The sequence below is a fragment of the Streptomyces sp. NPDC007863 genome (assembly GCF_040633895.1).
Lineage (GTDB): Bacteria > Actinomycetota > Actinomycetes > Streptomycetales > Streptomycetaceae > Streptomyces.
This window is the reverse complement of sequence record NZ_JBEYEI010000007.1, coordinates 157,388-178,318: the sequence shown is the minus strand read 5'-3', so window position 1 is coordinate 178,318 and position 20,931 is coordinate 157,388. Positions and strand designations below refer to the sequence as shown.

The window sequence follows — 20,931 nt, the reverse complement described above, 5'->3', positions numbered from 1 at the left end:
CTGGTATTCGGCGGCCTTCCCTGATGGGGTCGGGCCCATGACGCTCCTCGCGCTCCTCCTCGTCACGCTCCTCGCCGGCCTCGGACTCGCCGGATACGGCTTCGGGCGCCTCGGAGCGACCGGCGTGCGGCGGGCCGACCGGGAGACGCGGCTCCGGTGCGGAGCGGCGCTGTCGGCCGCCGCCGCGGCCGCCCTGTACGCCTGGGGCCTGCTCGGCGTCGGACTCGCGGTCCTCACCACGGACGACAGCGGCACCGGCGCCTTCCCGTCCCGGCCGTGCCGGGTGGCGGGCGATCCGGGCGCGGCGGCGGACGTGGCGGGCCATCGGGTCTCCTACCTGCCGCCCCGCTACCTCTGCGTCCGCCGGGACGGCTCGGAGTACGCGGCCGACACCGGGGGCCGCTCCGCGGGCCCGGCCGCGCTCGCCCTCCTCGCGATCGCGGGCGTGTCCGCGGGTCTCGCGCTCGCGGAGCCGCGTCACAACGCCCGGGGACGGACCGTCAAGCCCATGTGAAGGCACCTGACGGTGGAGAACGAAGAGGGGGATCCATGGACGACGACGCCGTACGGGACACGGAGCGCGGGGGCGCGGGGGCGGAGGGGCTGGACGCGGCCGTGCTCGGGGGCTTCCTCGCCGTGCTCGACCGGCTCGGGGCGCGTGAACGGGTCGCCTATCTGCTGCACGACGTGTTCGGACTGTCGCCCGGGGAGACCGCCCGGGTCATGGGCGGCTCCCCCGACGGGGCGGCCCGGTGCGCGCGGCGGGCGCGGGAGCGGCTGCGGGGTGGGGGGCCGGGCCGGGACGGCGGCGATCCGGGGGCGCGGCGGGCACTCGTGGAGGCCTTTCTCGCCGCCGCACGCGCGCGTGACGCCGTGGCGCTCGCCGCGCTGCTCGCCCCGGACGCGGTGGCGTACTCCGAGCGGGGGCCCGTGCACGGGGCTCCGGCCGTGGCCGCCGCGGCGGCCGGGCTCGCCGGGCCGGGCGTCCTCCTGCGGCCGGCGCTGGTGGAGGGCGCGGTCGGGGCGGTGGCCCACGTGGACGGGCGGCCGGTCGCCGCGGTGTCCTTCGGTTTCCGCCGCGACCGGATCGTCGGCCTGGAGATCACGACGGGAAGGGACGGCCTCCGCGCCCTCGGGCCGGTCTTTCCCGAGGGCTGACGGGGTCAGCGCTTGATCGCGCGCAGCACCACGAACTTCGGATCGCTCGCGACCAGTTCGCTGTTGCCGAAGATGCGGCGGAGGGTGACGTGGTAGCCGAGGTGGCGGTTGCCGACGACCCACAGTTCGCCGCCGGTGCGCAGGGCGCGCCGCGCGTCGGAGAACATGCGGCGGGCGGTGCGGTCGGTGGTGGCCTGGTGGCTGTGGAAGGGCGGGTTGTTGAGCACGAGGTCGAGGGAGCCGGCGGGGGCGTCCGCGAGGCCGTCGCCGACCGTGAACTCGGCCTTGCGCGTCTCCCCCGCGTGGCCCCGGAAGTTCTCCTCGGCGGAGGCGACGGCCTGGTACGACTCGTCGGTGAAGAGCAGCTCGGCCCCGGGTTCGGCGAGGGCGACGGCGAGGCCGACGACGCCGTTGCCGCAGCCGAGGTCCGCCACGCGGGCGTGGCCGAGGTCCGTCGGCAGGTTCCCGAGGAGGAAGCGGGTGCCGATGTCGAGGCGGTCGGCGCAGAACACGCCCGCCTGGTTGACGACCGTGCGGCCGGCGAGCCCCGGCGCGGGCGTGTCGGCGGGGAGCGCGTACCGGTACGGCCACGGGTTCGGCCCGGGCGCGGCGGCCGGGTCCGGGGTGGTGTGGATCAGCCGGGCCTTCTTCACCGCGAGCGAGGTGCGGGTGGGGCCCAGGATCCGCTCGAAGAGCGTGAGGGTGGAGGTGTGGATCTCCTTGACCATGCCGGTGCCGACGACCACCGTCCCCTCGTGCACGGCGGGGGCGAGCCGGTGCAGCTGGTCCTCCAGGAGCGCGAGGCTCTTGGGGACGCGGACGAGCAGGACGTCGATCCGGGCGGGCGGCGGGTCCTGGGTGGTGAGGAGCCGTACGGCGCCGGGGGCGGCGCCGCCCCGCGCGAGGTTGGCGCGGGTGGCCTCGCGGCCGAGGTACGAGTCGGAGATCTGGACGAGCTCCCCGGGCCCGGCGGCCGTCAGCGCGGTGACGAGCGCCCCCCAGCGGTCGCCGAGGACGGCGACGGTGCCGGAGAGGCCGGTGCCGGCCTCGGCGAGGTGGTTCAGCAGGTACTCGTCGGCCGCGTCCCAGGCGCGCAGCGGATCGCGCGGATCCTCGGGGTGGCGGGTGAGGGTGACGTCGCCCCATGGCGTGGTCAAACGGTTCATCGTGCCCCCAGGCTAGCCGCTCCGCCCCGGCCGCCCGCCCCTCGCGGCCGGTCAGCGCAGCGCGGGCGCGTCCAGGTGGAGGTGCCAGGCGCCGGGGCGGCCGACGAGCGTGACGGTCGACAGGGGGCGGACGTCGACGCTCCAGTAGGTGGCGGGGGCGGCGCGGAGCGCGTAGACGAGGGCGGCGCGGACGACGGAGGGTTCGGCGACGGCGACGACGGTGACGTCGTCGGCGGGGCGGGTGTCGAGCCAGTTGCCGATGCGGGAGATGAACGCGAGGAGGGGTTCGCCGCCGTGCGGGGCGGAGCGGGCGTCGGCGAGCCAGGCGTCGACGGCGGCCGGTTCCAGGGCGGCGACCTCGGCGAGGGTGAGGCCCCGCCAGCGGCCCATGTCGCAGTCGCGCAGCGCGGGCTGGGCGAGCGGGGCGTAGCCGAGGGCGGTGCCGGTGGCGCGGCTGCGCGGTGTCGGCGCGCAGTAGCGGAGCTCGGCGGCGCCGAGCGGGAGGAGCGCGGGCGCGGCCTGCTGCACCTCGTACCATCCGGCCTCGTCGAGCGGCCGGTCGTCGTCGAAGCGTTCGGCGAGCAGGGAGGAACTGCGCGCCGCCGCGACCAGCGTGACCCGAAGACCCATGGCCGCGATCGTGAGGCCGGTGGGGCCACGGGTCAAGGGGCGCGGCGGGGGGACCGGGAGGCCCCGCTTCACCGGTGCCCGAGAGCCCTCCACTTGTCCGGATTCTCCGGTGGCCTGAATCCGACCTCGATGCGGGCGGGGTCCGCGGAGATCCCGTACGGCCCGTGGACGGTGCCGGTGGCGGTCTCGGTCACGGCCGGGGGATGCCGAGGCCGTGGGCAGGTGTCAGGCGGGTTTCCGGGCCGGCGCGGTGCCCCCGCGCGGCCGGCCCGGCCCGGCCGGGCGTCACGGAAGGAGTTCGTCCATGGCGGTGCGAAGCCTGCGGACGCCCTCGGTGATCTCCGTGGGCCCGGCGACACCCGCGAAACTCAGCCGGATGTGGCCGGCCGGCGGTTCGGCGCAGAAGTAGGGCCGGCCGGGGGCGGCGGCGACGCCGGCGCGGAGGGCGGCGGCGAGGAGGGCGGGCTCGGGGAGGGTGTCGGGGAGGCGGAGCCAGAGGTGGTAGCCGCCGGAGGGGATGTGGGGCAGGGCGAGTTCGGGGAGCCGGAGGGTGACGGCGGCGGTGAGGGTGTCGCGGCGGGCCTTCAGCTCCTGGGAGACGGTCCTCAGGTGGCGGGACCAGGCGGGGGCGCCGACGAGTTCGAGGGCGGCCTCCTGGAGGGGGCGGGGGACGAAGAAGCTGTCGACGACCTGGATGGCGCGGAGGCGCTCCAGGACGGGGCCGCGGGCGGCGAGCGCGCCGACCCGGAGGCTCGCCGAGGTGATCTTGGTGAGGGAGCGGACGTGGACGACGACGCCGTCGGGGTCGTCGGCGGCGAGCGGCGCGGGCAGCGGCGGGGCGTCCTCGTGGACGAGCCGGCGGGCGAAGTCGTCCTCGACGACGAAGGCTCCGGCGGCGCGCGCGATGCGGACGACCTCGCGGCGGCGCTCGGGCGGGAGGACGGCGCCGGTGGGGTTCTGGAAGAGCGGCTGGCAGACGAGGACGCGGGCGCCGGTGGCGCGGAAGGCGGCTTCGAGGAGGTCGGTGCGGATGCCGTCGGCGTCGGTGGGCACGGGCACCGGGCGCAGTCCGGCGGCGCGGGCGACGGCGAGCATGCCGGGGTAGGTGGGCGACTCGACGAGGACGGGGGTGCCGGGCGCGGCGAGCGCGCGGAGCGCGGTGGTGAGGGCGGACTGGCCGCCGGCGGTGATGAGGACCTCGGCGCCGGTGACGCCGCCGCCGATCTCGCGGGCGAACCACTCGCGGAGTTCGGTGAGGCCGTCGGAGGGCGGCCGGCCCCAGGCGCCGGGGCGGCGGCCGGCCCGGGCGAGGGCGGCGGCCAGGGCCCGCTCGGGCTGGAGGGAGGGGTGGAGGTAGCCGCCGTTGAACTCGATGACGCCGGGCGGGGGCGCGGCGAGGGTGACGAGGACGCCGGAGGCGTCGACGGAGCGGGGGACGAGTTCGGTGGCGGCGTCGGCGCTGAGGGCCAGCTCCTGCCAGGAGGTGTCGCCGGTGGCGGCCGGGGCGGGCGCCTCGGCCTTGAAGGCGCCGGCGCCGGGCCGGGTGACGACCAGGCCCTCGGCGGCGAGCTGGGCGAGGGCGCGGGTGACGGTCACCGGGGAGACGTGGTGGCGTTCGACGAGGGCCCGACTCGACGGCAGCTTTCCACCTGGAGAGTAGCGGTCGAGCTCTGCCTTCAGGGTTTTCGCCAGTTCGGCCACACTGCTACGCTCATGCATGAGAGTAAAGAATAGCGCTACTGCCCCGATGACGATAGCGGTCGACGCCAGGCCCGACAGCACTCCGGCGTCCGCGGCGGCCCCCGGAAGCCAGGGCACTCTCCTCGCGCTCCTCGGCGTGGTCTCCTTCTCGCTCACCTTCCCCTCGACGGTGTGGGGCCTGGAGAGCTTCGGCCCCTGGTCGCTGGTGGCCGTGCGCTCCACGCTCGCCGCGCTGATCGCCGGCGCCTTCCTGCTCTCCGGCCGCGTCCCGCTCCCGGAGCGCCGCCACTGGGCCGGGCTCGCGGTGGTCGCCGGCGGCGTGGTGGTGGGCTTCCCGCTGCTGACCACGCTCGCCCTGCGGACCTCCACGACCTCGCACGCCGCCGTCGTCGTGGGCCTGCTGCCGCTCACCACGGCCGCCCTCGCCGCCGTGCGGACCGGCCGCCGCCCGTCGCGCACCTTCTGGGCCGCGGCCGCCGCCGGCGCCGCCGTCGTGATCGCCTTCACCGTCCAGCAGAGCGGCGGCGCGCTCTCCACCGGCGACCTCTACCTCTTCGGCGCGCTCCTCGTCTGCGCCGCCGGCTACACCGAGGGCGGCCGCCTCGCCCGGCTGATGCCGGGCTGGCAGGTGATCGGCTGGGCGCTGGTGCTGTGCCTGCCGCTGATGGTCCCGGCCTCGGCGGTGGCCCTCGCCGTCGAACCCGTGCGCCTCACCGCCCACGGCGTGATCGGCCTGGTCTGGGTGGCGGCCGGCTCCACCTTCTTCGGCCTGTACGTCTGGTACCGCGGCATGGCCGCGATCGGCATCCCGCGCGCCAGCCAGCTCCAGCTCGCCCAGCCGCTCCTGACCCTGTTCTGGGCGGTCTTCCTGCTGGGCGAGTCCCTGCCGCCGGCCGCGCCGGTCGCGGCGGTCGGCGTGCTGGTCTGCATCGCGGTGACCCAGCGCGCGAAGAGCTGACGCGACGGAGGGCGGTGACCTGCGTCACAATGACAGACAGAAGCCCTACGCGCGCGAGGAGGTCACCCGATGCAGGCGAGTGTGGGCGACAAGCTGCTGGTGCACGGCCGGACCGTAGGTCAGCACGACCGTACGGCCCAGGTCCTCGAGGTGAAGGGGGAGAACGGCGCTCCCCCGTACAAGGTCAGGTTCGACGACGACGGCCACGAGGCGCTGATGTCGCCCGGCCCCGACACCGTCGTCCGTCACCACGGCGAGCGGCACTAGGGAGCGGACTCCGGGCTCGCGGCGCGCGGCGCGCGGGCCCGCACCGGGTAGTGGTCGGCCACGGCGGCCGCGAGGGCGCCGTTGCGGTCGCGTGTCACCTCGCTCGCCGCGAAGTAGCAGTGCCCGCCGACGCCCGGCCGCGCGGCGGCCAGCGCGAGGTGCCGTGACAGCTCCCGCGGGTCCTGCCACGCCTCGGGCTGGTCCGGGTCGCCCGCCTTGTACAGCGCCTCGCCGACGTAGAGGCCGACGCCCGTCCCCTCCACCGTCGCGTTCCACCAGTCGAGGAGTGCCGTGTAGTCGGTGGCGGGGTGGCCGATGTGCCAGTACAGCTGCGGCACCACGTGGTCGATCCACCCCTCCCGGATCCACTTGCGGGTGTCCGCGTACAGGTCGTCGTAGGTCGCCACCCCGCCCCGGGTGTCGGAGCCCGCGGGGTCGTCGGCGCGGTTGCGCCACACCCCGAAGGGGCTGACGCCGAAGGCGACGCCCGGCTTGAGCTCCTTGATCCGGGCGGACATCTCCGAGACCAGCAGATCGGTGTTGTGCCGACGCCAGTCCGCGCGGTCGGGGAAGTCCGCGCCGTGGCGGGCGTACGAGGCGTCGTCCGCGAAGCGCTCCCCCGCCACCGGGTACGGGTAGAAGTAGTCGTCCCAGTGGACGGCGTCGAGGTCGTAGCGGCGGACCGCGTCGAGCATCGCGTCCTGGACGAAGCGCCGGACCTCGGGCAGCCCGGGGTCGTAGTAGAGCTTCCCGCCGTAGGACACCGTCCAGTCGGGGTGGAGCCGCGCCGGGTGCGAGGCGGCGAGCCGGGCCGGGTCCGTGTGGTTCGCCACACGGTACGGGTTGAACCAGGCGTGCAGCTCCAGGCCCCGCGCGTGGGCCTCGGCGACCGCCGTGCCCAGCGGGTCCCAGCCGGGATCGCGGCCCTGCGTGCCGGTGAGGCACTGCGCCCAGGGCTCGTGCGGCGAGGGCCACAGGGCGTCGGCGGTGGGCCGCACCTGGAGGACGACCGCGTTGAGCCGCCGTTCCACCGCCTTGTCCAGGTGGGCGAGGAGCTCGGCCTTCTGCTCCCCGGCGGAGAGGCCGGCGCGGGACGGCCAGTCGCGGTTGGCGACGGTCGCCACCCACACGCCCCGGAACCGGAATCCGTCGGCCGCGGCCCGCGCGGCCCGATCCGCTCCGGGCTCCCCTCCCGGCTCGGTCACCGGCTCCGCGGCCGGGTCCCGTCCGCGTACCCCGCGACGCTCCGCGGCGGTGCCGGGCGCACCGCTCCCCACGACGGCGAATGCCGCTCCCGTGGCGGTCGTCACAAACCCTCTTCTCCCGATAGGCCGCACTTGTACCCCTCAGCTGTCGGACACGTCACACCCCCGGGGACAGCATGCCCGCCTCCGACCGATCGATCATCGCGCGAATCGGAGTAACGTCATGGGGTCGAGGCGTGCGCACCGGAATCACACGGGGGCTCGCCGCCAGAGAAGAGCGAAAGGCACGAGGTGACGGACTCCATGGCCGACATTGAGCGCGTCGGAGTGGTGGGCTGCGGCCAGATGGGCGCGGGCATCGCAGAGGTGTGTGCCCGGAGCGGTCTCCAGGTGAAGGTGGCCGAGACCACCGGCGAGGCGCTGGAGATCGGCCGCACGCGGCTGCTGAACTCGCTGACCAAGGCCGCCGAACGCGGCAAGATCAGCGAGGAGGAGCGGGACGCGGCCCTGGCCAACCTGAGCTTCACGACCGACCTCGGGGAGTTCGCCGACCGCGACCTCGTCATCGAGGCGGTCGTCGAGAACGAGCAGGTCAAGACCGAGATCTTCCAGGTGCTCGACCAGGTCCTGACCCGGTCCGACGCCATCCTGGCCTCGAACACCTCCTCGATCCCGCTGGTGAAGCTGGCCGTGGCGACCTCCCGCCCCGACCACGTCATCGGCATCCACTTCTTCAACCCGGCCCCGGTGCAGAAGCTCGTCGAGCTGATCCCGGCCCTCACCACCTCCGAGGGCACCATCAGCCGGGCGCAGGCCTTCGCCGAGAAGCTGCTCGGCAAGCACGCGATCCGCGCCCAGGACCGCTCCGGCTTCGTCGTGAACGCCCTGCTCGTGCCGTACCTGCTCTCCGCGATCCGGATGTTCGAGTCCGGCATCGCGAGCCGCGAGGACATCGACAACGGCATGGAGTACGGCTGCGCCCACCCGATGGGCCCGCTGAAGCTCTCGGACCTCATCGGCCTCGACACGATCGTCTCGATCGCCGACTCGATGTACTCCGAGTTCAAGGAGCCGCTGTACGCCGCTCCCCCGCTGCTCCAGCGGATGGTCGACGCGGGCCGGCTCGGCCGCAAGACGGGCTCGGGCTTCTACGTCTACCCCTGACCCACCCCGACGCCTCCGGCGTCCCACGATTGTCGCTCTCCGCGACCCGAACGGCCCGTACCCCCGCACAGGTACGGGCCGTTCACCTTTCGCCCCGCCGGGGCGTCAGCCGAGCCGCAGGTGGTGCAGCATCAGCAGCCCGGCCGCCATGTTCGCCGCCGGGATCTCGCCGCGGGCGATCAGCTCCGGGACCTCCTTCAGCGGCACCCAGGCGCGCCGCGAGGACTCGAAGCCGTCGGCCGGCGGGCCGGTCCAGGTGGCCCGGTCGGTCCAGTAGAGGTGGTGCCGGGCGTCGCTGAGCCCGTTGGAGGGCTCGACGGTGAGGAGATGGCGCAGCGGCCCCGGCCGCCAGCCGGTCTCCTCCTCCATCTCACGGGCGGCGGCGGCCTCGGGGGTCTCGCCGTCCTCGACGACGCCGGCGGCCAGCTCCCAGCCCCAGCTGTCGGTGATGAAGCGGTGGCGCCAGAGCATCAGGACCTCGTCGGCGTCGTTGACGACGGTCGCGACGGCGACGGGGCGGAGCCGGATCAGATAGTGGTCGAGGTGGCGGCCGTCCGGGAGTTCGACGTCCGCGAGGTTCACTCGGAACCAACGGTTTTCATAGACGGAGCGTTCACTCAGTTTCGTCCACTGCACGTTCTTGCCACCTTCCGACTGGTAGGCGCGTGTTCGGTGGCAATATCGCAGCAGCTGAACGGTCAGAGCGGAACGCGCAGCGCCCCGTCGATCAGTGCCGCCGCCTCCCGGGCGTCCCCCGTGTCACAGGCGAGGAGGTGCTCCCGGGCCTGCCGGAGCCGGTCCCGCAGCCGGCGCGACTCCATCCCGCGCGCCCGCTCGGTCATCTCGACCGCCGTCCGCGCCGCCGAGTCCGCCTCGCCCTGCCGCAGTTCGACCTGGCAGAGCAGCGCGAGCCGGTGCACCCGGCCCCGGTCGTGCGAGGGCGTCCCGGCCGCCCGCGCCGCGTGCTCGTACGCCCCCGCGAGATCACCCAGACTGAGGAGGGCCTCGGCGACCTGTACGTTGACGAGCCCGGGCTGGACGTAGCCGGTCTCGGCCGGTTCCGCCGCCGGCGCGATCCGGTCCGCCGCCCGCTCGGCCCGCAGGATGCAGCCGAGCGCCGCCGCCCCGTCGCCGAGCCGGGCGTACGCCTTCGCCTGCATCGCCGTCAGATCGGCGGCGAGCGCCGGGGTGATGGTCCCGTCCGCCGCCCGCAGCGCCGCCTCCGCGAAGGCCACCGCCTGCCGGAACTCCCCCAGGAGCAGCGACTGGTTGACCATGAGGGCCACCACGTAGGCGCCGAAGGCCCGGTCCCCGCTCGCCTTGGCGAGCCGCAGCGCCTGGTGGAAGTAGCGCTGGGCGAGCCCGTGGGCGTCGGCGTCGTAGGCGCAGATTCCGGCCACCGCCACCAGGCCGCCGGTGGCGCGGTGCAGGGAGCGGCCCAGGGCGTCGCTGTAGGAGCCGCGCAGCCGGGGCGCGGCCTCGGTGGTGAGGAAGCCGACGATCCGGGCGCGGGTCGCGATGCCGCCGGCCTTGCGGTACATCTGCTCGTAGTGGGCGCGGGCCGCGCTGAGCAGGGCGATGTCGGCGGGCTCGACCCGGGTCAGGCCGGTCCGGGAGACGTCGGTGTCCTCCGGCGGGTTCTCCCACTCCCACACCGGCATCACCGCGGGCGTGCCGGTCACCGCGGGCGCGCACGCGAGGTACGGGCGCTGCTGCTCGTCCGAGCGCCACAGCGCGGTCGCCCGGTCGACGAAGCCGTTCAGCGGGGTGCCGGGCGCGGGCGGCCCGCCGGCGGGCACGCCGAGCCCGATGTCGTCGAGGGTGACGGGCCGGCGCAGCCGGGCCGCGAGCACCTCGCAGATCAGGTCGGGCACCTGGCCGCGCGGCCGCTGTCCCTTCAACCACCGCGCCACGGCGGTGTGTTCGTAACGCAGGGCAAGTCCCCTGGCCCGCCCGGCCCGGTTCACACGGTCGGCGAGCCCGGCGTGGGAGACGCCCGCCTCGTCCAGGAGGGCGTCGAGCAGGGTGTTGGGCTGCATGGCCCCTCCGGTCGCTCGGTGAACTCAGCCTAGCGGTGGCCGAATTCGCCCGGTGCGATTTCGCACGGGGTGTGAATGAAGTACCCGTTCTTCCGGTCCGTGCGCGCTGCCGCCGCCGGGGCCGTACCGCTTGACTGGGCTTCCTCGCCGGGAAGGCGAGGAACGACCGGGCCGCCGGCTCCCCCTCGTACAGTGCGGCCGCCCGGTCCGCGTCGCCCGCCCCGCCGATCTGCCCGACACTCCGTGGCGGGGCGGGCGGCGCCCGTACCCCCGGACCCTCCGCTCAGCAGTGGGTGGAGGGAGCGGGCCGGGGTCGGCGCAGCCCGGGTTCGGCGGGCTGCGCCGGCACGCGGACGCGGTCGTTGCGGACGACGAGCAGGGCCACGTCGTCGTCGAGCCGGCCGCCGGTGTGCCGGAGCAGCGCCTGGTGCACCTGGCGGACGACCCCCTCGGGCGGCCGGCCGGCGGTCCGGGCGAGCACCGCCTCAAGACCGAAGAAGCGGCCCCGGTCGTCGCGGGCCTCCTCCGCCCCGTCGGTGTGCAGCACCAGCGTCTCGCCGGGCAGCAGCCGGGCGCCGGTGTACGGGACGAGCGCGGCCGGCAGCGGCAGCACGCCGAGCGGCGGCAGCGGCTCCCCCATCGGCAGTCGCTCCACCCGGTCGCCGAGCCGGTACGGAGCGGGGTGGCCGCAGTCGAGGACGGCGAGCCGGCCGTCGGCGCGGACCTCCAGGAGCAGCAGCGTCACGAACTCCTCGGCCACCGGGTGCTCGGGCGCGCCCCCGCCGCCGGCCGGGTGCTCGTCGCGCGCCCGCTCCCGCAGGTGCCGCTGCAGCGCCCGCTCCAGTCTCCGCAGCACCCCGCCGAGTTCGGCCTCGTCGTGGGCGGCCTCCCGGAAGCTCCCCAGGACCGCGACGACCGCGCCCAGGGCGGCGAGCCCGTGCCCCCGCACGTCTCCGATCACGATCCGCACGCCGTACGGGGTCGCCACCGCCTCGTACAGGTCGCCGCCGACCGAGGCGCCGCGGGTCGCCGACAACTGCCCGGCGGCCAGGGCGAGTCCGTCGAGCCGGGCGGGCGGCGGGCGCAGCAGCACCTGCTGGGTCGCCTCGGCCACGGCCCGCACCCGCGCCAGCTCGCGCCGCAGCTGCCACCGCACCCCGAGGATCAGGCCCGTGCCGACGGTGAGGAAGACGATGCTGGTCGCGATCCGCATCGGCAGTCCCGGCTGCCGGGCCAGCGGGCAGCCGAACTTCCAGGCCACCGCCACCGCCCCCCAGCCGACGGGGAGCGCGAGCGGGGCGGTCCCGCGGAGCCGGGCGCCGAGGGCGGTCCCGGTACGGCCGCGGCCGCTACGGCTGGTACGGATCATGTACGGCCCTTCCCGAGCCCCGACAGCGCCCGCAGGCCCTGCGGCACACAGGTCCGCCCCTGTGGCCGCGTCGATTCTGCCGACCGTACGGACCGCGGGGGAACAGCCCCCGGCGATCTCACCCGAAGGAGTGAGCGCCCCCGGCGCGCCGCCTCTCGCCAGACCCGCGCCACCCGCACAGACACGGGAGGTCCGCACGGGTGAACAGGGCAGGGGGCGCGCGGTCGTCAGGCGTGCGCCGCCTCGCGCCGCTCCGCGACGGTCCCGGAGCGCGGGTGACTCACCAGGTGGCGCACGACGTACTCGGCGTCCCGGTCCGCGCCGCCGATGAGCATGGAGGAGAAGGCGTACTGGAAGGCGAGGCCGACGAAGTACAGGCCGGGCGCCGTGTCGACGACTCCGCGGTGCTCCAGGGGCCAGCCGTCGTCGCCCGTGACGGGCAGGTCGATCCAGGAGAAGTCCTGGCGGAAGCCGGTGCACCAGACGACGTTGGTGACGTCGAGGACCCGGCCGCCGTCGAGGACGGGCAGCCCGTCGCGCACGCCGACGGTCCGCTCCGGGACGAGCTCGACCCCGGCGGCGGTGAGGTCGGCCTTCTTGACCCGGATCAGCGGGCCGCCGTGCTTCCTGACCTCGGGGCGCAGCTTCCGGCCGATCGGCGTCCGCAGGTTCAGCACGTGCCGGGCGAGGAACCACAGGACCGGGTAGACCGCGTGCGCCGCCCGGCCGTGGATGTCGAAGGGGACCTCGCCGTGGATCGGGCCGCTCAGCACCGTCGGGTGGCCGGCCTTCCCGGCCTCGTACGCGAGGTCGCCGCCGGAGTGCGAGGCGCCGACCACGAGCACGCCGCCGGGGCTCAGCTGCCCGGGGTTCTTGTAGGCGCTGGAGTGCAGCTGGGTGATGCGCGGGTCGAGCCCGGCGGCGAAGCCGGGGACGTACGGGGTGCGGCCGAAGGTGCCGGAGGCGACGACGACGTGGTCGCAGACGTAGGTCGTGGTGCCGGTCTCGACGACGTACCCGCCGTCCGTCCCGGCGAGGCGGGTGACGCGCTCGCCGGTGCGGACCGGCAGGTCGAAGGTCTCGGCGTACGTCTCCAGGAAGTCGGCCATCTCGTCCTTGGTGGGAAAGGACATCGGCTGCGCCGGGAAGCGCATCCCGGGCAGGGAGGCGATCTTCGCCGGGCTGTACAGCCGCAGCGAGTCCCAGTGGCAGCGCCAGTTGTCGCCCACGCGGGCGCCGCCGTCGAGGACGACGAACGGCCGGCCGTGCCGGGCGAGGTGGTAGCCGGTGGAGAGACCGGCCTGACCTGCGCCGACGACGACCGTCTCGATGCGTTCCATCCTGCCGGTGGGGTTCATCGCGGGCCTCCTCGTGCGTGTCCGAGCCCGACTGCTTCTCTGTGTCCGACCCTAGGGATCCGGGGACGGCGGCGCTTCGGGAGAACGCCCCAATCGCCCGGGGCGGCGGCGATGGGTCATTCTGCCCACCGCCGGCCGACCAGGTCGTGCTCGTAGGCGTACGCGGTGGCCGCCGCGCGGGAGGAGAGGCCGAGCTTGCCGAAGATGTTGCTCAGGTGCCGGGCCACGGTCTTCTCGCTGAGCACCAGATCGGCGGCGATGGCGTGGTTGGTGCGGCCGGTGGCGACGAGCCGCAGGACCTCCACCTCCCGGGGGCTGAGCCCGGAGGCGGTCTCCGGCTCCCTCCCGGTCAGCGCGTCGAGCCGGGCCAGGTCGGGGGCCGCGCCGAGCTCACGGAAGGCCTGACGGGCCGCGTCCAGTTCGAGCCGCGCGGTGCCCTCGTCACCGAGCCGCCGGCGGGCGAGCCCCAGGAGGACCCGGGTGCGGGCCCGGTCGTACGGGGCGTCGATCTCGTCCCAGACCCCGCCCGCCTCCAGGAGGGCGTCCAGGGCCCCGGCGGGCTCGCCCTCCGCCAGGAGCACGGCCCCGCGGGCATGGGCGGCCACCGCCGCGAGGAGCGGGGCGGCGAGCTCTCCGGCGGTACGCGTCAGCTCGTCGGCGGCCTCCCGGGCAGCCGCCACGTCCCCGGCCGCCAGCATGATCTCCGCGCACGGGGCGAGCAGCCGCGCCCGGCGCAGCCGGTCCGGCGTCTCGGCCAGGGCGGCGCGGATGGCCGCGGCCGCCGCGGCGGCCCGGCCCTGGGCCAGCCACATCAGGGCGAGGCCCGGCTGGGCCCGGTGCCCGCACGCGCCGGCCTGCCGGTACGCCTCCTCGGAGCGGGCGAAGGCGCCGCGCACCCGGTGCAGCTCGGCCTCCTGGTACAGCGCCGTGCCGAGGACCGCCCGGCCGGGCGTCCCGGCGAGCCGTTCGCGGGCCCTGCGCGCCTCGTCCAGGGCGTCCGGCCAGGCGCCGTGCGTCTGCAGGACGTGGGAGCGGTGGACCAGGCACTGGCCCCGGTAGGGCACGAGGTCCGGCTGGGCGGAGCACCAGTGGGAGAGCGCCGCCGTCCACTCCTGGGCGCGGCGCAGGTCGAAGAGCTCCTCGCAGGCCTCGATGACGCTGCAGTAGACGAGGCCGGTGACGAGCGGCGAGAGCCGGCCGGAGCTGACCGCCACCATGGCCTCGTCGAGCAGGGCCGTCCCGGCGGCGGTCTCGCCCGCGTAGACCAGCGCCCGGCCCTGGCCGTGCCGGGCCAGCGTCACCAGGTCCTGGTCGCCGAAGCGCTCGCCGATCGCGGCGGCCTCGCCGAAGCGGGCGTGCGCGGCCCGGGGGTCCTTGTGGACGAGCCGCAGGCCCTGGGGGAAGAGCAGATAGCCCCGCTCCACGCAGTCGAGCCCGTCGTCCTCCAGGAGGCGGGCGGCGCGGGCGAGCCAGCCGCCGCCCCGGGCCGTCTCGCCGCGCAGCAGCAGCGGGAGCGCCGCCCAGAAGGCGCAGCGCACGGCGGGCGCGGTCGCGCCGAGGCCCAGGTAGGCGTGATGGGCCCGCTCGGTGGCGGCGCCGCTCTCGGCGTCGCGGCCCACCAGGTAGGCGGCGGTCGCGAGGCGGACGAGGTCGTCGGGGCCGAGCGGCTCCGCCCGGTCGGCGTCCGCGAGCGCACGGTAGGCGTCCGACCACGCCTGGCGGTCGAAGGCGTCCCGGGCCCGCTCCACTTCCACGGCCACGTCCATGACGGCTCCCACCACCATTGGACCGCACCCCCACCGGCTTGTCAGGCCGGGCGGGAACGGCGGAGGGCCGCCCCGGGAACGGATCCCGGGACGGCCCTCCGCGGCGTGCGGCCCTCGGCGTCAGGCGCCGCGCAGCACGGCACCGGTGTGCTCGGCGGCCAGCGCGACCGCGGCGTCGCGGGCGGCGGTGGCCTCCTCGACGGTGAGCGTGCGGTCCGCGGCGCGGAACTTCAGCGCGTACGCCAGGGACTTCTTGCCCTCGCCGACCTGGTCGCCGGTGTAGACGTCGAACAGCCGGATGGACTCCAGGAGTTCACCCGCCCCCTCGGCCAGGTAGGACTCGACCTCGGCGGACGGCACGGTCTGGTCGACGACCAGGGCGACGTCCTGGGTGGCGACCGGGAAGGCGGAGATGCGCGGGGCCTTGACCGGTCCCTCGCTCGCCTTCTCCAGGACGTCCAGGTCCAGCTCCATCGCGCAGGAGCGGGCCGGCAGGCCCAGCGCCTTGACGACGCGCGGGTGGAGCTCGCCGCCGTGGCCGGCGAGGGTCTTGACCCCGTCGACCATGACGTGGAAGGCGGCGCAGCGGCCCGGGTGGAACGGGGCGTGCTGGTCGGCCTCGATCAGCAGCTCCGCACCGGCCTCGACGGCGATGGTGCGGGCGGCCTCGATCGCGTCGGCCCAGTCGGCCGGGCGGCCCTTGCCCCACCAGCCGGACTGCTCGCGGGCGCCGGCGAGGACGACGGCGGCGCGGCGCGGCTGCGCGGGCAGCGCGGCGTTGACCCCGGCGATCTCCTCGTCGGTGGGACGGCGGTCCACCGGGAGGCGGACGGCGACCTTCGGCTCGCCCTCGGGACGGAAGACCAGACCCGTCTCGAAGAGCGCCAGGTCGTGGCTGCCGCGGCTGTCGTTCCGGCGCAGCGCCCCGAGCAGGCCGGGGAGCAGCGTGGTGCGGAGCGCGGGCTCCTCGTCGGAGAGCGGGTTGACGAGGGTGACGACCTTGCGGCGGGCGTCGTCCGCGTCGAAGCCGAGCTGGTCGAGGACCTGCTGCCCCATGAAGGGGTAGTTCAGGGCCTCGACGTAGCCGGCGCCGGCCAGCGCCCGGCCGACCCGGCGGTGGACGCGCTGGCGCTCGGTGAGGCCGCGGCCGGCCGGGGGCTTCGGCAGCGTGGAGGGCAGGTTCTCGTACCCCTCCAGGCGGATGACCTCCTCGGCGAGGTCGTTCGGCTCGTTCAGGTCGGGGCGCCACGAGGGCACGGTGACGACGAGCTCGTCCTGGCCGTAGACGTCGCAGCCGACCTCCTGGAGGCGGCGGACGACGGTCTCGCGGCCGTAGTCCACACCCGCGACCTTGTCGGGGTGGTTCGCCGGCAGGGTGATGGTGCGCGGCGCGGACGGGGCGGCGATCTCGGTGACGCCGGCCTCGGCGGTGCCGCCCGCGAGCAGGACCAGCAGGTCGACGCAGCGCTGCGCCGCGGCGGCCGCGGCCTGCGGGTCGACGCCGCGCTCGAAGCGCTTGGACGCCTCGGAGGACAGCTTGTGGCGGCGGGCCGTGCGGGCGATCGAGATCGCGTCGAAGTGCGCGGCCTCGATGACGACCTCGCTGGAGCCGGTGACGGCGCCGGTCTCGGCGTCGATGACCGGGTCGGCGATCTCGGTGTCGGCGCCGCCCATGACGCCCGCGATGCCGATGGGGCCGCGGTTGTCGGTGATGACCAGGTCGGCGGCGTCGAGGACGCGGACCGTGCCGTCGAGGGTGGTGATCTTCTCGCCGGCCTCGGCGCGGCGTACCCCGATGGGACCGTCGATCCGGGTGCGGTCGTAGGCGTGCAGCGGCTGGCCGAGCTCCAGCATCACGTAGTTGGTGATGTCCACGGCGAGCGAGATCGGGCGCATGCCCGCCTTCTGGAGGCGGCGCTGCAGCCAGATCGGCGACCGGGCCTCGGGGGCGAGGCCGACGACCGTGCGGGCGGTGAAGCGGTCGCAGCCGACCGGGTCGGCGACCTGGACCGGGTAGCCGTACGAGTTCGGCGCGGGCACGTCGAGGAGCGCCGGGTCGCGCAGCGGCAGCCCGTACGCGATGGCGGCCTCGCGGGCCACACCGCGCATCGAGAGGCAGTAGCCGCGGTCCGGGGTGACGGCGATGTCGAGGACCTCGTCGTACAGCTCCAGGAGGACGGTGGCGTCGAGGCCGACCTCGTGCTCGGGCGGCAGGATGATGATCCCGTGGTTCGGGTCCTCGCCCATGTCCAGCTCCTCGCTGGAGCAGATCATGCCGCGCGAGACCTTGCCGTACGTCTTGCGCTCGGCGATCCGGAAGTCGCCGGGGAGGACGGCGCCGGGCAGGGCCACGACGACCTTGTCGCCGACGGCGAAGTTCCGGGCGCCGCAGATGATCTCCTGGGGCTCGCCGGTGCCGTTGGCCTGGCCGACGTCGACGGTGCAGAAGCGGATGGGCTTCTTGAACTCCGTCAGCTCCTCGATGGTGAGGACCTTGCCGACCACCAGCGGGCCGGTGAGGCCGGCGCCGAGCTGCTCGACGGTCTCGACCTCGAGGCCGGCGGTGATGAGCTTGGCCTGGACGTCGCGGCCGGTCTCCGTCGCCGGCAGGTCGACGTACTCCCGCAGCCAAGAAAGCGGGACCCGCATCAGATCTCCATCCCGAACGGCCGGGTGAACCGGACGTCACCCTCGACCATGTCTCGCATGTCTTCCACGTTGTGCCGGAACATCAGCATCCGCTCGATGCCGAAGCCGAAGGCGAAGCCGCTGTACTTCTCCGGGTCCACGCCGCAGGCGATCAGCACCTTCGGGTTGACCATGCCGCAGCCGCCCAGCTCGATCCAGCCCTCGCTGCCACAGGTGCGGCAGGGACGGTCGGGGTTGCCGACGGACTCGCCGCGGCAGACGTAGCAGAGCATGTCCATCTCGGCGGACGGCTCGGTGAACGGGAAGAAGTTCGGGCGGAGCCGGGTCTTCATGTCCGCGCCGAAGAGCGCCTGGACCATGTGGTCGAGGGTGCCCTTGAGGTCGGCCATGGTCAGGCCCTCGTCGACGGCGAGCAGCTCGATCTGGTGGAAGACCGGGGTGTGCGTGGCGTCGAGCTCGTCGGTGCGGTAGACGCGGCCGGGGCACACCACGTAGACCGGGGGCTCCCGGTCGATGAGGGTGCGGGCCTGGACCGGCGAGGTGTGGGTGCGGAGCACGACACCGGACTCGTCGCCGGTGGTGCCCTCCGGACCCTGGACGAAGAAGGTGTCCTGCATCTGCCGCGCCGGGTGGTCCGGCACGAAGTTCAGGGCGTCGAAGTTGAACCACTCGGCCTCGACCTCGGGGCCCTCGGCGACCTCGTAGCCCATGGAGACGAAGACGTCGGCGACGCGCTCCATCAGCGTGGTCAGCGGGTGGCGGGCGCCGGCCGGGATCCGGTCGTACGGCAGGGTGACGTCGACGGCCTCCTCGACGAGGACGCGGGCGTCGCGCTCGGCCTCCAGCTCGGTCTGGCGGGCGGCGAGCGCCTTGGAGACGACACCACGGGCCTGGCCGACGAGCTTGCCGGCCGCGGCCTTGGCCTGCGGGGGCAGCGCGCCGATCTCGCGGTTGGCGAGGGCGAGCGGCGAGGTCCCGCCGGTGTGGGCGGTCTTGGCGTGCGCGAGCTCGTCGAGGTCGCCCGCGGCGGCGAAGGCGGCGACCGCCTCGTCCCGCATGCGCTCGATCTCTTCCGGTTTCAAGGCTTCGACCTCGACCGGGTCGTACGACTTATTGGGTGCCGACATCTCTTCCCGTGCTTCCGTTGGGCTGGCTGGGGCGACCCCGGTTCGACGACAGACGACAAGGGCGCAAACGTGCCAAAGGTCGAGTCTAACGGGGTGGGGACACGCTGATGAGCCCGTGGGGGCCCCGGTGGCTCTGGATCCCGTCGGGTCTCGGTGGGTGAGACGTCAGACGAGATGGGCCGGGGCGCCGACGGGCAGGATAAATCGGAACTCGGCCCCGCCGCGCGGGCCGCGTCCGACGGTGATGGTGCCGCCGTGGGCCTCGACGAGGCCCTTGACGATGTAGAGGCCGAGTCCGGTGCCGCCGCGCTTGCTGCCGCGCCAGAAGCGGGTGAAGACGCGGTTCATGGACTCCTCGGGGATGCCCGGTCCTTCGTCGCTCACGGTGACCTCCGTCCCCTCCTCGCCGGTGCCGTCGTCGCCCGCGGTGCGGGGCGCCACCTCGATGGTGACGGTTCCGGCGCCGTGGCGCACCGCGTTTTCCAGGAGGTTGCCGAGGATCTGGTCGATCTTGTCGGGGTCGGCCCAGAGCGGGGGCAGTCCGGGGCGGGTCCGGACGAAGAAGCGGTCGGGGGCCTGGCCGCCGGTGGTGTGCACCTGGATGTGGCGGCCGACGGCGGCGGTGATGTCGACGGGCTGGCGGCGGACCTCCAGGCGGCCGGCGTCGATCCGGGAGATGTCGAGGAGTTCGGCGATGAGCCGTTTGATGCGGCCGGCGTCGGCGTCGACGGTCTCCAGCATCAGCCGCTTCTGCTCGTCGGTGAACCGCTCCCACTTGCTGAGGAGGGTGGCGGTGAAGCCCTTGACGGAGGTGAGCGGGGAGCGCAGTTCGTGGGCGACGGTGGCGATGAGTTCGGCGTGGCTCCGCTCGGAGCGGCGGCGGGCCTCGGTGCCGCGCAGCGAGACGACGACCCGCCGGACGGGTCCGGTGGGGTGCTCGCGGACGTACCGGGCGGAGACGAGGACCTCGCGGCCGCCGGGCAGGAGGAGGTTCCGCTCGGGCTGGCCGCGCCGGGTGGCGAGGCCGCCGTACGGGTCGGTGAGGGGCCACCAGCGGTGTCCCTTGAGGTCCTCCAGGGGCAGCGCCTGGTCGAGGGGGCGGCCGAGCGCCTCGGCGACCGGGACGGCGGTGATGCGGCTGGCGGCGGCGTTGAAGCACACCACCCGGCCGTGTTCGTCGGCGACGACGAGCCCGTCGGGCAGGTCGTCGGGATCGATCCCGGGCCAGGGCTCGGTCGCGGGCGCGCGCGTCCCGTCTCCGCCTCGCCGTGCGGTTCGCGCGGGACTGTCCGTGCCGGCCGTCATCCCCGTCTCCCACCCCTCCGTGTACCGCAGTGGGCCCCGAGTGCGTCACTCTACTGGGCGAGGGTGACCGGCGGGAGCCGGAAGGGCACACGGGGTGGCCGAATCACAACCGTGGGATACGGCGCGGGGTGGGCCGGCGGGGTGGTTCAGGCGGTGCGGCGGGGGCGCTGGGCGCGGGCGGAGGCGTACAGGCAGACCGCCGCGGCCGTGGCGAGATTGAGGCTCTCGGCCTTGCCGTGGATGGGGACGCGGACGACGGCGTCGGCGAGGGCGCGGGTCTCCTCGGGCAGCCCCCAGGCCTCGTTGCCGAAGATCCAGGCGGTGGGGCCGCCCATGGTGCCGGCGTCGAGCTCGTCGTCGAGGTCGTCCTGGCCGGCGCCGTCGGCGGCGAGGATGCGGACGCCCGCGGCCTTGAGGCCCGCGACGGCCTGCTCGACGGGGACGCCGACGGCGACGGGAAGGTGGTAGAGGGAGCCGACGGAGGCGCGGACCGACTTGGGGTTGTACAGGTCGACCGAGGCGTCCGTGAGGATCACCGCGTCGGCGCCGGCGGCGTCGGCGCAGCGGAGCACGGTGCCGGCGTTCCCGGGGTCGCGGACGTGCGCGAGGACGGCGACCAGCTTGGGCTTCGCGGCGAGGATCGTCTCGAAGGGCGAGTCGAGGAAGCGGCAGACGCCGACGAGGCCCTGCGGGGTGACGGTCTGGGAGACCTCGGCGAGGACGGCGTCGGAGGCGTGGTGGACGCGGGCGCCGGCGGCGCGGGCGGCCTCGACGATGGCGGCGTACCGCTCGGCGGCCTCGACGGTGGTGAAGAGCTCGACGAGGGTGGGGGCGCCGTCCGGGCCCCGGTGCGCGACGGCCTCGCGGACGGCCTGCGGGCCCTCGGCGAGGAAGAGGCGGTCCTTGCCCCGGAAGTTGCGCTTGGCGAGCCGCCGGGCGGCGACGACGCGCGGGGAACGCGGGGAGATCAGCTCGGGGGTGGACATGTGCCTGCGGCTCTCTGTCTGGTCTCGTCGGGGATGCGGGAACGACGGTCAACGCACCGGACCCGCAGGCGCGAGGCCTGCGG

At 75.0% G+C, this 20,931-nt stretch carries 18 protein-coding genes; 5 read left to right on the top strand and 13 right to left on the bottom strand.

Annotation, left to right across the window (positions count from 1 at the left end):
- Positions 1-37 precede the first annotated feature (37 nt).
- Together ABZ621_RS13500 and ABZ621_RS13495 are read left to right on the top strand one after the other, a co-directional pair.
- Positions 38-514 carry a hypothetical protein gene (locus ABZ621_RS13500; protein ID WP_360603867.1) on the top strand — a complete coding sequence of 159 codons (477 nt, stop codon included), beginning with the start codon at positions 38-40 and terminating at the stop codon, positions 512-514.
- A 35-nt stretch (positions 515-549) separates the two neighbouring features.
- Entirely contained in the window at positions 550-1,158 is a 609-nt protein-coding gene (locus ABZ621_RS13495) for a sigma factor-like helix-turn-helix DNA-binding protein (protein ID WP_360603865.1), read from the top strand.
- 5 nt (positions 1,159-1,163) lie between these two features.
- Here the strand turns inward: ABZ621_RS13495 and ABZ621_RS13490 are convergent, their stop codons facing one another.
- From ABZ621_RS13490 to ABZ621_RS13480, 3 genes are all read right to left on the bottom strand, one after another.
- Complete coding sequence (locus ABZ621_RS13490) at positions 1,164-2,324, bottom strand: methyltransferase (RefSeq protein WP_360603863.1); 1,161 nt, start codon at positions 2,322-2,324, stop codon at positions 1,164-1,166.
- A 51-nt stretch (positions 2,325-2,375) separates the two neighbouring features.
- Positions 2,376-2,954: a histidine phosphatase family protein gene (locus tag ABZ621_RS13485; RefSeq protein WP_360603861.1), complete on the bottom strand. Its 579-nt coding sequence runs from the start codon at positions 2,952-2,954 to the stop codon at positions 2,376-2,378.
- A gap of 285 nt (positions 2,955-3,239) precedes the next feature.
- Positions 3,240-4,673 carry a PLP-dependent aminotransferase family protein gene (locus ABZ621_RS13480; RefSeq protein ID WP_360603859.1) on the bottom strand — a complete coding sequence of 478 codons (1,434 nt, stop codon included), beginning with the start codon at positions 4,671-4,673 and terminating at the stop codon, positions 3,240-3,242.
- Here ABZ621_RS13480 and ABZ621_RS13475 point away from each other — a divergent pair.
- Both ABZ621_RS13475 and ABZ621_RS13470 read left to right on the top strand, forming a co-directional pair.
- Positions 4,672-5,613, top strand: coding sequence for a DMT family transporter (locus tag ABZ621_RS13475; protein WP_360603857.1), 942 nt, complete (start codon positions 4,672-4,674; stop codon positions 5,611-5,613). The genes ABZ621_RS13480 and ABZ621_RS13475 overlap by 2 nt on opposite strands.
- Positions 5,614-5,682: 69 nt before the next feature.
- Positions 5,683-5,880: a DUF1918 domain-containing protein gene (locus ABZ621_RS13470; protein WP_360603855.1), complete on the top strand. Its 198-nt coding sequence runs from the start codon at positions 5,683-5,685 to the stop codon at positions 5,878-5,880.
- On the opposite strand, the gene ABZ621_RS13465 is transcribed toward ABZ621_RS13470, so the two are convergent.
- A complete protein-coding gene (locus tag ABZ621_RS13465) occupies positions 5,877-7,190 on the bottom strand; it encodes a family 10 glycosylhydrolase (RefSeq protein ID WP_360603853.1) in 1,314 nt (437 codons plus the stop codon). The two genes, ABZ621_RS13470 and ABZ621_RS13465, sit on opposite strands and share 4 nt — an antisense overlap.
- Positions 7,191-7,388: 198 nt before the next feature.
- On the opposite strand from ABZ621_RS13465, the gene ABZ621_RS13460 reads away from it, so the two are divergent.
- Positions 7,389-8,249, top strand: coding sequence for a 3-hydroxybutyryl-CoA dehydrogenase (locus ABZ621_RS13460; RefSeq protein ID WP_360603851.1), 861 nt, complete (start codon positions 7,389-7,391; stop codon positions 8,247-8,249).
- Positions 8,250-8,354: 105 nt separating this feature from the next.
- On the opposite strand, the gene ABZ621_RS13455 is transcribed toward ABZ621_RS13460, so the two are convergent.
- From ABZ621_RS13455 to ABZ621_RS13415, 9 genes are all read right to left on the bottom strand, one after another.
- The gene (locus ABZ621_RS13455) at positions 8,355-8,885 is read right to left on the bottom strand and encodes an NUDIX domain-containing protein (RefSeq protein WP_360603849.1); all 531 of its coding nucleotides are present in this window, start codon (positions 8,883-8,885) and stop codon (positions 8,355-8,357) included.
- A gap of 62 nt (positions 8,886-8,947) precedes the next feature.
- Positions 8,948-10,288 (bottom strand): transcriptional regulator, encoded by a 1,341-nt coding sequence (locus ABZ621_RS13450; RefSeq protein WP_360603847.1) that lies wholly within the window; start codon positions 10,286-10,288, stop codon positions 8,948-8,950.
- Positions 10,289-10,571: 283 nt separating this feature from the next.
- Positions 10,572-11,657: a PP2C family protein-serine/threonine phosphatase gene (locus ABZ621_RS13445; protein ID WP_360603845.1), complete on the bottom strand. Its 1,086-nt coding sequence runs from the start codon at positions 11,655-11,657 to the stop codon at positions 10,572-10,574.
- A 227-nt stretch (positions 11,658-11,884) separates the two neighbouring features.
- Positions 11,885-13,015: an NAD(P)-binding domain-containing protein gene (locus tag ABZ621_RS13440; protein WP_360603843.1), complete on the bottom strand. Its 1,131-nt coding sequence runs from the start codon at positions 13,013-13,015 to the stop codon at positions 11,885-11,887.
- A gap of 116 nt (positions 13,016-13,131) precedes the next feature.
- Positions 13,132-14,781: a response regulator transcription factor gene (locus tag ABZ621_RS13435; RefSeq protein ID WP_360603841.1), complete on the bottom strand. Its 1,650-nt coding sequence runs from the start codon at positions 14,779-14,781 to the stop codon at positions 13,132-13,134.
- A 120-nt stretch (positions 14,782-14,901) separates the two neighbouring features.
- A complete protein-coding gene (gene pheT, locus ABZ621_RS13430) occupies positions 14,902-17,430 on the bottom strand; it encodes a phenylalanine--tRNA ligase subunit beta (RefSeq protein ID WP_360603839.1) in 2,529 nt (842 codons plus the stop codon).
- On the bottom strand, positions 17,430-18,557 hold the full coding sequence (pheS, locus tag ABZ621_RS13425) for a phenylalanine--tRNA ligase subunit alpha (RefSeq protein ID WP_360603837.1): 1,128 nt from the start codon (positions 18,555-18,557) through the stop codon (positions 17,430-17,432). Before pheS ends, pheT begins: the two co-directional genes overlap by 1 nt.
- 165 nt (positions 18,558-18,722) lie before the next feature.
- Positions 18,723-19,862: an ATP-binding protein gene (locus ABZ621_RS13420; RefSeq protein ID WP_360603835.1), complete on the bottom strand. Its 1,140-nt coding sequence runs from the start codon at positions 19,860-19,862 to the stop codon at positions 18,723-18,725.
- A gap of 146 nt (positions 19,863-20,008) precedes the next feature.
- Positions 20,009-20,848, bottom strand: a complete 840-nt coding sequence (locus ABZ621_RS13415; protein WP_360603833.1) for an RNA methyltransferase — start codon at positions 20,846-20,848, stop codon at positions 20,009-20,011.
- Between the last annotated feature and the right edge of the window lie 83 nt (positions 20,849-20,931).

Bases quoted from the DNA above. Each gene is read 5' to 3' on its own strand.
- ABZ621_RS13450 (WP_360603847.1), bottom strand. From the start codon at position 10,288: ATGCAGCCCAACACCCTGCTCGACGCCCTCCTGGACGAGGCGGGCGTC.
- ABZ621_RS13495 (WP_360603865.1), top strand. From the start codon at position 550: ATGGACGACGACGCCGTACGGGACACGGAGCGCGGGGGCGCGGGGGCG.
- pheS (WP_360603837.1), bottom strand. From the start codon at position 18,557: ATGTCGGCACCCAATAAGTCGTACGACCCGGTCGAGGTCGAAGCCTTG.
- ABZ621_RS13415 (WP_360603833.1), bottom strand. From the start codon at position 20,848: ATGTCCACCCCCGAGCTGATCTCCCCGCGTTCCCCGCGCGTCGTCGCC.
- ABZ621_RS13470 (WP_360603855.1), top strand. From the start codon at position 5,683: ATGCAGGCGAGTGTGGGCGACAAGCTGCTGGTGCACGGCCGGACCGTA.
- ABZ621_RS13420 (WP_360603835.1), bottom strand. From the start codon at position 19,862: ATGACGGCCGGCACGGACAGTCCCGCGCGAACCGCACGGCGAGGCGGA.
- ABZ621_RS13485 (WP_360603861.1), bottom strand. From the start codon at position 2,954: ATGGGTCTTCGGGTCACGCTGGTCGCGGCGGCGCGCAGTTCCTCCCTG.
- ABZ621_RS13440 (WP_360603843.1), bottom strand. From the start codon at position 13,015: ATGAACCCCACCGGCAGGATGGAACGCATCGAGACGGTCGTCGTCGGC.
- ABZ621_RS13445 (WP_360603845.1), bottom strand. From the start codon at position 11,657: ATGATCCGTACCAGCCGTAGCGGCCGCGGCCGTACCGGGACCGCCCTC.
- ABZ621_RS13460 (WP_360603851.1), top strand. From the start codon at position 7,389: ATGGCCGACATTGAGCGCGTCGGAGTGGTGGGCTGCGGCCAGATGGGC.
- ABZ621_RS13500 (WP_360603867.1), top strand. From the start codon at position 38: ATGACGCTCCTCGCGCTCCTCCTCGTCACGCTCCTCGCCGGCCTCGGA.
- ABZ621_RS13475 (WP_360603857.1), top strand. From the start codon at position 4,672: ATGAGAGTAAAGAATAGCGCTACTGCCCCGATGACGATAGCGGTCGAC.
- ABZ621_RS13435 (WP_360603841.1), bottom strand. From the start codon at position 14,781: ATGGACGTGGCCGTGGAAGTGGAGCGGGCCCGGGACGCCTTCGACCGC.
- pheT (WP_360603839.1), bottom strand. From the start codon at position 17,430: ATGCGGGTCCCGCTTTCTTGGCTGCGGGAGTACGTCGACCTGCCGGCG.
- ABZ621_RS13490 (WP_360603863.1), bottom strand. From the start codon at position 2,324: ATGAACCGTTTGACCACGCCATGGGGCGACGTCACCCTCACCCGCCAC.
- ABZ621_RS13480 (WP_360603859.1), bottom strand. From the start codon at position 4,673: ATGCATGAGCGTAGCAGTGTGGCCGAACTGGCGAAAACCCTGAAGGCA.